The organism is Streptomyces triticisoli, assembly GCF_003270085.1.
GTDB classification, from domain to species: Bacteria; Actinomycetota; Actinomycetes; order Streptomycetales; family Streptomycetaceae; genus Streptomyces; species Streptomyces triticisoli.
This window is the reverse complement of sequence record NZ_QFDQ01000141.1, coordinates 1-7,606: the sequence shown is the minus strand read 5'-3', so window position 1 is coordinate 7,606 and position 7,606 is coordinate 1. Positions and strand designations below refer to the sequence as shown.

6 protein-coding genes are annotated in these 7,606 nt (G+C 73.6%); 3 read left to right on the top strand and 3 right to left on the bottom strand.

From position 1 onward, the window contains the following. Window positions 1-282: 282 nt before the first annotated feature. Together DEP02_RS19520 and DEP02_RS19515 are read left to right on the top strand one after the other, a co-directional pair. The gene (locus DEP02_RS19520; protein WP_438947778.1) at window positions 283-1,290 is read left to right on the top strand and encodes a fibronectin type III domain-containing protein; all 1,008 of its coding nucleotides are present in this window, start codon (window positions 283-285) and stop codon (window positions 1,288-1,290) included. Between the two features lie 144 nt (window positions 1,291-1,434). Continuing rightward, window positions 1,435-1,977: a hypothetical protein gene (locus DEP02_RS19515; RefSeq protein ID WP_112468978.1), complete on the top strand. Its 543-nt coding sequence runs from the start codon at window positions 1,435-1,437 to the stop codon at window positions 1,975-1,977. A gap of 16 nt (window positions 1,978-1,993) precedes the next feature. Here DEP02_RS19515 and DEP02_RS19510 read toward each other — a convergent pair whose 3' ends face one another. From DEP02_RS19510 to DEP02_RS19500, 3 genes are all read right to left on the bottom strand, one after another. Next, the gene (locus DEP02_RS19510) at window positions 1,994-2,545 is read right to left on the bottom strand and encodes a PadR family transcriptional regulator (RefSeq protein WP_112468977.1); all 552 of its coding nucleotides are present in this window, start codon (window positions 2,543-2,545) and stop codon (window positions 1,994-1,996) included. A 51-nt stretch (window positions 2,546-2,596) separates the two neighbouring features. Next, complete coding sequence (locus tag DEP02_RS19505; protein WP_112468976.1) at window positions 2,597-4,612, bottom strand: NADPH-dependent 2,4-dienoyl-CoA reductase; 2,016 nt, start codon at window positions 4,610-4,612, stop codon at window positions 2,597-2,599. Window positions 4,613-4,708: 96 nt separating this feature from the next. Then, entirely contained in the window at window positions 4,709-6,787 is a 2,079-nt protein-coding gene (locus tag DEP02_RS19500; protein ID WP_112468975.1) for a SpoIIE family protein phosphatase, read from the bottom strand. A gap of 277 nt (window positions 6,788-7,064) precedes the next feature. On the opposite strand from DEP02_RS19500, the gene DEP02_RS19495 reads away from it, so the two are divergent. After that, window positions 7,065-7,436, top strand: coding sequence for a hypothetical protein (locus DEP02_RS19495; protein WP_112468974.1), 372 nt, complete (start codon window positions 7,065-7,067; stop codon window positions 7,434-7,436). Window positions 7,437-7,606 lie beyond the last annotated feature (170 nt).

Genomic DNA, 7,606 nt, shown 5'->3' with positions numbered 1-7,606 from the left:
GCCGGGGGACCATGCCCGCGGTCGGCCCGCCCCCCGGCCGCCCGCGCCGCCGCGGCACCGGCGACGAAAGCGGCCCGCGCCGCGGCGTGAACTCCCCCGCAACCCAAGGGGGTTCGTCCCGGCAGAGGTTCCAGCACACGTAACGCCCCGCAGCTTCCCTGGACGGCGGCCCTCTTGATGCGGCCCCATCGAGGCGTCACATTGGTCCGGACCATTGCCCGTGCGGCGTCCGGGTCGTCCGCGCCGCCGCCGAAGCCGTTGCCGAGAAGGGAGACCGGCCTCGTGCGACGCGTTCCCGCCCCCGCTTCCCGCTCTCACCGCGTGCTCGGGCGTGTCGTGGCCCTGTGCCTCGTGCCGGCGCTGCTGGCCGCCTGCGGCCGGAGCGTCGCCGACGGCGGCGGGAGCGGCCGGATGCCCGGGGCGCCGACCGGTGTCACCGCGGCGGCCGGGAGCGCGACCAGCGTGCACGTCATGTGGAACGCGGCGCCCGCGGCCTCGGGCGTCGCCGGGTACGAGGTGTACCGGGGCACCACGAAGGTGAAGGACGTGCCGGCGTCCGAGCACATGGTGGACGTCACCCGGCTCAGCCCCTCGACCACGTACGTCTTCACCGTGCGGGCCCGGGACACCGACGGCCGGCTCGGCCCGCGCAGCCGATCGGTGCGGGCGACGACTCCGGCCGCCGCCGCGGACCGCTCGGCTCCGTCCCGCCCTCTCGACGCGCACGGCCGGGCGGTGGGCAGCCGGGCCGTCCAGCTGTCCCGGTCTCCGTCGACGGACGACCGGGGCGTGGTCTCCTACGAGGTCCACCAGGCCGGCACGAAGATCCACAGCGTGGGCGGCAACCAGACGGCGACCGTGGTCATGGGCCTGCGGCCGGACACCCGTTACACCTTCACCGTGCGGGCCCGCGACGCCGCCGACAACCTCTCCCCCGCCAGTACCGCCGTCCGGCTCACCACCGCGCCGGGCTCCGACGACGGCCGGGCCACCGCGCCCTCCGCCTTCCATGCCACGACCCACCGGGCGGACGGTTCCCACTACCTCGACCTGAGCTGGGTTCCGCCGTGCACCGACGGGGTGGTGACGCATTATCAGATCCAGCTCGACGGACAGCCGGCCACCTCCCTGGTCTGGGGCGGCACCGCCCCGCACGAGAAGGCGTCGTACAGCTTCTACGTCGGGCGCGAGGCCGGGGTCACCCACCGGGTGCGGATCCGGGCGATGCTGCCGGACGGCACCTGGGGCGGCTTCTCACCCGAGCGGACGGTGACGACGGGGCAGCCGTAGGGCGTGCGGCTCACCCGAACGGACGCGCCCCGCGTGCCCTGTGCGGGCGCGGGAGGTTGGCTGACTGCGAGGCAGCACGGGCGATTCCCCTATCTCCGGCGGCACACGGGATGGTCGCCGACCGTGCCGCCGGAGGACAGTCCCATGCGCCACACTCAGCCACTCCTGCGCTCCGGCCCGGTCGCGGCAGCCGCCGCCGCGCTCGCGGCCGGTCTCGCCGCCGGGCCCGCCGCCGCCGGGCCGGGGATCTCCGTCAGAGCCAGCGGCTCGACCGTGACCGTCACGACCAGCACGTGCACCCAGGTCAACGGCAGCTGGGGCACGGCCTCACTGCTCACCAGCAGCCAGACGAACTTCACCCAGGGGCGCCAGGTGGCGCTGACCGGGACGAGGACCAGCCAGACCGCCGCCTGGCAGAGCGTGAGCCCGGGCACCTACACCGTGATCGTCGTGTGCTCCAACAACATCACCGCGGGAACCCAGTCCATCGCCGTCTCCGGAGCCGTCCGCAACACCCCGACGATCTCGGCCACGTCCGCGCCGCCCCGTGGTGTGGCGGGCGGTCTGGGCGGGGGCACCAAGGACTACGGGCCCGTCACGTTCGCGGTGGGCGGGGCACTGGTCGGCGCCGCGCTGATCGCCACGGGCTGGGTGCTGCGCCGCCGTTCGAAGCCGTACCGGCTCTGAGCGGCCGGGAGCGCCGTCACCGGGGCCCGTGACCGGGCAGTTCGGGGAACTCCTCCAGCGCGTGCCGGAGCCACTGGGTCCAGAAGGTCTCCAGGTCGATGCCGGCCCGCAGCACCAGATGCCGCAACCGGTCCTCGGGGCTGTCCCTGCCGGGCGGGAAGTCACGCCGCTCGATCTCCCGGTACTCCTCCAACTGCCGCTCGTGCAGCTCCAGATGACGTCTGAGGTCGGCCTCCAGACCCGCGGTGCCCACCACGGCCGCGGCGCGCAGCCGCAGCAGCAGGGCGTCGCGGTGCGGCTTCGGCTCCTGGGCGGCGGCGGTCCAGCGGGCCAGTTCGGCGCGGCCCGCGGGCAGGACCTCGTAGCTCTTCTTCTGCCCGCGGGCCGGCTGCTCGGACGGCAGGGTGCGGATCAGCCCGTCCGCCTCCAGCTTCCCCAGCTCGCGATAGATCTGCTGATGCGTCGCCGACCAGAAGTAGCCGATGGACCTGTCGAAGCGGCGCGTCAGCTCGAGCCCCGACGACGGCTTTTCGAGCAGGGCGGTGAGGATCGCGTGCGGGAGTGACATGGAGGTCATCCTAGGGACGGGCCGTACGCCCGCCGCCGCCCCGGCGTCCGGTCACAGGGCCGCCGCCAGCTCCGTGCCCTGCTTGATGGCGCGCTTGGCGTCCAGCTCGGCGGCCACGTCCGCCCCGCCGATGAGGTGCGCCTCGCGCCCGGCGGCGAGAAGTTCCTCGTACAGCTCGCGCCGGGGTTCCTGTCCGGTGCACAGCACGATCGTGTCCACCTCCAGGACGGTGCTCGCGCCGTCGACGGTGATGTGCAGCCCGGCGTCGTCGATGCGGTCGTAGCGGACGCCGGGGACCATGGTGACGCCGCGGTGCTTGAGCTCGGTGCGGTGGATCCAGCCGGTGGTCTTGCCGAGTCCGGCGCCGACCTTGGTGGGCTTGCGCTGCAGCAGGTGCACGGTGCGCGGCGGTGCGGGCCGCTCGGGCTCGGCGAGGCCGCCGGGCGAGCGGTGGTCCATGTCGACGCCCCAGTGGCGGAAGTACGTCGCCGGGTCCTCGCTCGCCCGGTCGCCGCTGTCGGTGAGGTAGTCGGCCACGTCGAAGCCGATCCCGCCGGCGCCGAGGATCGCCACCCGGTCGCCGACGGGGGCGTCGCCCTGCAGCACGTCGAGGTAGCCGAGGACGCGCGGGTGGTCGATGCCGGGGATCTCGGGGGTGCGGGGGGTGACGCCGGTGGCGACGACGACCTCGTCGTAGCCGTCGAGATCGCCGGCGTCCACCCGGGTGTTCAGGCGTACGCCGACGCCGTGCGCGTCGAGCTGGTGGCGGAAGTAGCGCAGGGTCTCGTCGAACTCCTGCTTGCCGGGAACCTTGCGGGCGACGTTGAGCTGGCCGCCGATCTCGCTCGCGGCGTCGAACAGGGTGACCTGGTGGCCGCGTTCGGCGGCGCTGACGGCGCAGGCCAGCCCGGCGGGCCCGGCGCCGACGACGGCGACGCGCTTGCGCCGTCGGGTCGGGGACAGGATCAGTTCGGTCTCGTGGCAGGCGCGCGGGTTGACCAGGCAGGAGGTGATCTGCCCGCTGAAGGTGTGGTCCAGGCAGGCCTGGTTGCAGCCGATGCAGGTGTTGATGGCCTCGGGGCGGCCGGCGGCGGCCTTGTTGACGAAGTCCGGGTCGGCGAGCATCGGGCGGGCCACGGAGACCATGTCTGCGTATCCGTCGGCGAGCAACTGCTCGGCCACGTCCGGGGTGTTGATGCGGTTGGTGGTGACGAGCGGGACGGAGACCTCGCCCATCAGCTTCTTGGTGACGAACGCGTAGGCGCCGCGCGGCACGGAGGTGGCGATGGTGGGGATGCGGGCCTCGTGCCAGCCGATGCCGGTGTTGATGAGGGTCGCCCCGGCGGCCTCGACGGCCTTCGCGAGCGTGACGACCTCGTCCAGGGTCGAGCCTCCGGGCACGAGGTCCAGCATGGACAGCCGGTAGATGACGATGAAGTCCTCGCCGACGGCCTCGCGCACCCGGCGCACGATCTCGACCGGGAAGCGCATCCGGTTCTCGTACGGGCCGCCCCAGCGGTCGGTGCGGTGGTTGGTCTGCGTGGCGATGAACTCGTTGATGAGGTAGCCCTCGGAGCCCATGATCTCCACGCCGTCGTAGCCGGCCCGGCGGGCGAGGCGGGCGGTGCGGACGTAGTCGTCGATGGTCCGCTCGACGTCGGCGTCGGTGAGCTCGCGCGGGACGAAGGGGCTGATGGGGGCCTGAAGAGGGCTGGGGGCGACCAGGTCGCGGTGGTAGGCGTAGCGGCCGAAGTGCAGGATCTGCAGGGCGATCCGCCCGCCCTCGCGGTGCACGGCCCCGGTCACGACCGCGTGCCGGGCGGCCTCCTCATCGGTGGTGAGCTTGGCCCCGCCCTCGTAGGGCCGGCCCTCCTCGTTGGGGGCGATACCGCCGGTGACGATCAGCCCCACTCCCCCGCGGGCCCGGGCGGCGTAGAACTCCGCCATCCGCTCGAACCCCCGCTCGGCCTCCTCCAGGCCCACGTGCATGGAGCCCATGAGCACGCGGTTGGGCAACGTGGTGAACCCCAGCTCGAGCGGGCTCAGCAAATGCGGGTAACGGCTCATCGGGCCCTCCGTAGGCGGTGTCGTGCCTGTCCAGTTGTAGAGGACACGGAGGGCATTGTGCAACTAGTTGCACAATAATTGAGCGTCGGCCCGGCGCTACGGCAACCCCTGCGCGCGGGCGACGAGCAGGGCCACGTCGTCGTGGTTGTCCGGCTGGTGCAGCGTGCGCAGCAGGAGGTCGCACAGCTCCTCCAGGGACCGCGGCGGGCCGTCCAGCAGCGTCAGCAGCATCTCCAGGCGCTCGTCCAGCGGGTCCCGGCGCGTCTCGACGAGCCCGTCGGTGTAGAGCACCAGCTGGTCGCCGGGTTCCAGGTCCACCGTCGTGGTGGAGAACGCGACGCCTCCCACGCCCAGCGGCACCCCGGTGGGCAGGTCCAGCAGCTCCGGGGCGCGGCCCACGGGGATCCGGGCCGGAGGCAGGTGCCCGGCGTTGGCGATCCGGCACTGCCGCTCGTGCGGGTCGTGGACGGCGTACAGACAGGTGGCGATGGAGTGGTCCAGGCCGTCGGTGATCCGGTCGAGGTGCGCGAGCAGCTGCGCGGGATCGAGCTCGAGCGAGGCCAGCGCCTTCGTCGCGGTGCGCAGCCGCCCCATCGTGGCCGCCGCGCCGATCCCGCTGCCCATGACGTCGCCCACGACGAGCGCCGTCCTGTCGCCCTCCAGCGGGATCACGTCGAACCAGTCGCCGCCCACCTCCACGGTGGCCCCCGCCGGCTGGTAGCGGGAGGCGACCTCGAGCCCTCCGGTGACGGACGGGTGACTGGGCAGCAGGCTGCGCTGCAGGGTGAGGGCGGTGTCGCGGGCACTCTGGTACCAGCGGGCGTTGTCGATCTGCACGGCCGCGCGGGCGGCCAGCTCCCCGGCCAGCAGGACGTCGTCCGCGCTGAACGGCCGCGGGTTGCGGGTGCGTTTGAGGTCCAGCGCGCCCAGCACCTCGCCGCGCGCGATCAGCGGCACGGCCAGATACGAGTGCACGCCCGCGCGGCCCAGCAGCACGGCGGCCTCCGGGGAGCGGGCGATCACCGGCAGGTCCTCGTCCTTGACCTGTGCCACCAGCACCGGACGCCCGGTGCGCACACAGCGCGTGACCAGGCGGTCGGGGCCGTAGCGGGCGGTCCGGCCGGGCGGATCGGCCGCCTCCAGGGCGTCCGCGGCGTGGTCCGCCCGTACGGCCAGGGCACGGATCACCGCCGGCTCGGCCGGTCCGAGGCTGCTGCGGCGGCCCGCGGTCACGGACTCGAGCAGGTCCACCGCCGCCACGTCCGCCAGCTCGGGGACGGCGACGTCGGCCAGCTCGCCGGCCGTGCGCTCCAGATCCAGGGTGGTGCCGATCCGGGCCGAGGCGTCGGCGATGAGGGCCAGGCGCCGGCGCGCGGTCTCCGCCGCGATGCCCGCCCGGTGCTGCTCGGTGATGTCCACGATCGACACGGCTACGCCCAGCACCGTGCCGGCGGCGTCCTCCAGTCGGTACAGCGAGAACGACCAGGCGTGGTCCTCGTCCGGGTCGGCCGGGGTCCGGCCGACCGTGGACCGGTCGACCAGGGGCTGCCCGGTCTCCAGCACACGGCGCGCGCCGGCCTCCAGGGCCTCGTGGTCCCACTCGGGCAGCAGCTCGCGGGTCGTCCGGCCCACGTGCTGCGCGGCGGGTATGCCGTTGATCCGCTCCAGGGCCGGGTTGACCGAGACGTACCTCAGCCGGTTGTCCAGTACGGCAAGCCCGATCGGGGACTGCGAGACGATCCGCGCGGACAGCGCCACGTCCCGCTCCAGCCGCCGCACGGTCGACTGGTCGGCGGCGAGTCCCAGCGCGTAGGCCTCCCCCTGGCCGTCGAGGAGGCGCATGTTGCGGAACTCCACCAGCCGGGTGCCGCCGTCCTTGTGCCGCACGGGGAAGGCACCGGCCCAGCCCCGGCCGGTCCGCAGGACGTCGGTGAACAGCTTGACGACCAGGTCGAGGTGCTGCTCGTGGACCATCAGCCGGGCGGCGTACCGGCCCAGCGCCTCCTGCGCCGAGTAGCCGAAGAGGTCCGCGGCCTGGGGGCTCCACAGCACGATGTGCCCCTGGGCGTCGAGGACCACCGAGGCCACGCCCAGTACGTCGAGCAGCCCGCTGGGCCGTACGGGCCCGCTATCCGGCTCGCCGCCCTCGGCCGGAGGAGCCCCCGCTGCAGTCATCCCGCCCACCGCCTTCGCCCGTTCGCGCGGCCCGCCGTCCCCGGTGCCGACCCACCCTGTTGTACCGCGCTCACGCTCACCTCTCCGACGGTCTGTCGCCTCTTTCCACCATCTCCCAATACAACGGGGGCCGTCCCGCCGAATCAGCCGGACGGACCGCCGTCGCGAGATGTGGGGGGCCGCCGGTGGTGTTCTCCTGGGAGATGGTGCTTTGCTGAGGACCGGGGGTGGAGCGCCGAGTGCGGTACGCGGCGCGGCCACGAGAGGAGCGATCACGATGGACAGCGAGCGAGCCCACCCCGAATCCGTCTCGGTGGAGCTGAGCGGATGCACCAAGGAAGACGCCCGGATCGTGTTCGACACCCTGTGCGCCTGCTTCTCCTCCGACCGGTGCGCGGACGATGTGCCCCGCGACTACCACGAGGTGCGCCCGACGGTGTGGCTCGGCACCTTCGACGTGGCCGAGGAGCACGGGGCCGGCTGCGGCCCCATCCGGCTCGGGGCGTCCGTCACGGCCGACGTGCAGGGCGGCTACTGGGCGATCGACCGGTTCCGTACGACCCTGGACTCCCTGTTCACCGTCCAGGATCTGTGCACGGCCTCCGGCGACCAGGAACGAGAACTCCACGTACGCCTGGAAAGCCGCTGACGCCACGTCTGGCTCGGCACCGCCCCTGCGTCCACCGCAGTGACGCGGCCGACGCCGCCGAAGCGGGTCGTGGCGCGGCGACCCGGCCGTCCCGGACCGCGCCCGGACCACGCCCGGACCGCGACGTGCGCGAGCGGGAACGGGCGGTGGCCGGCCGCCGGCCACCGGCC

Excerpts from the sequence above, each read along its gene's own strand:
- DEP02_RS19515 (WP_112468978.1), top strand. The coding sequence starts at position 1,435 with ATGCGCCACACTCAGCCACTCCTGCGCTCCGGCCCGGTCGCGGCAGCC.
- DEP02_RS19510 (WP_112468977.1), bottom strand. The coding sequence starts at position 2,545 with ATGTCACTCCCGCACGCGATCCTCACCGCCCTGCTCGAAAAGCCGTCG.
- DEP02_RS19505 (WP_112468976.1), bottom strand. The coding sequence starts at position 4,612 with ATGAGCCGTTACCCGCATTTGCTGAGCCCGCTCGAGCTGGGGTTCACC.
- DEP02_RS19500 (WP_112468975.1), bottom strand. The coding sequence starts at position 6,787 with ATGACTGCAGCGGGGGCTCCTCCGGCCGAGGGCGGCGAGCCGGATAGC.
- DEP02_RS19495 (WP_112468974.1), top strand. The coding sequence starts at position 7,065 with ATGGACAGCGAGCGAGCCCACCCCGAATCCGTCTCGGTGGAGCTGAGC.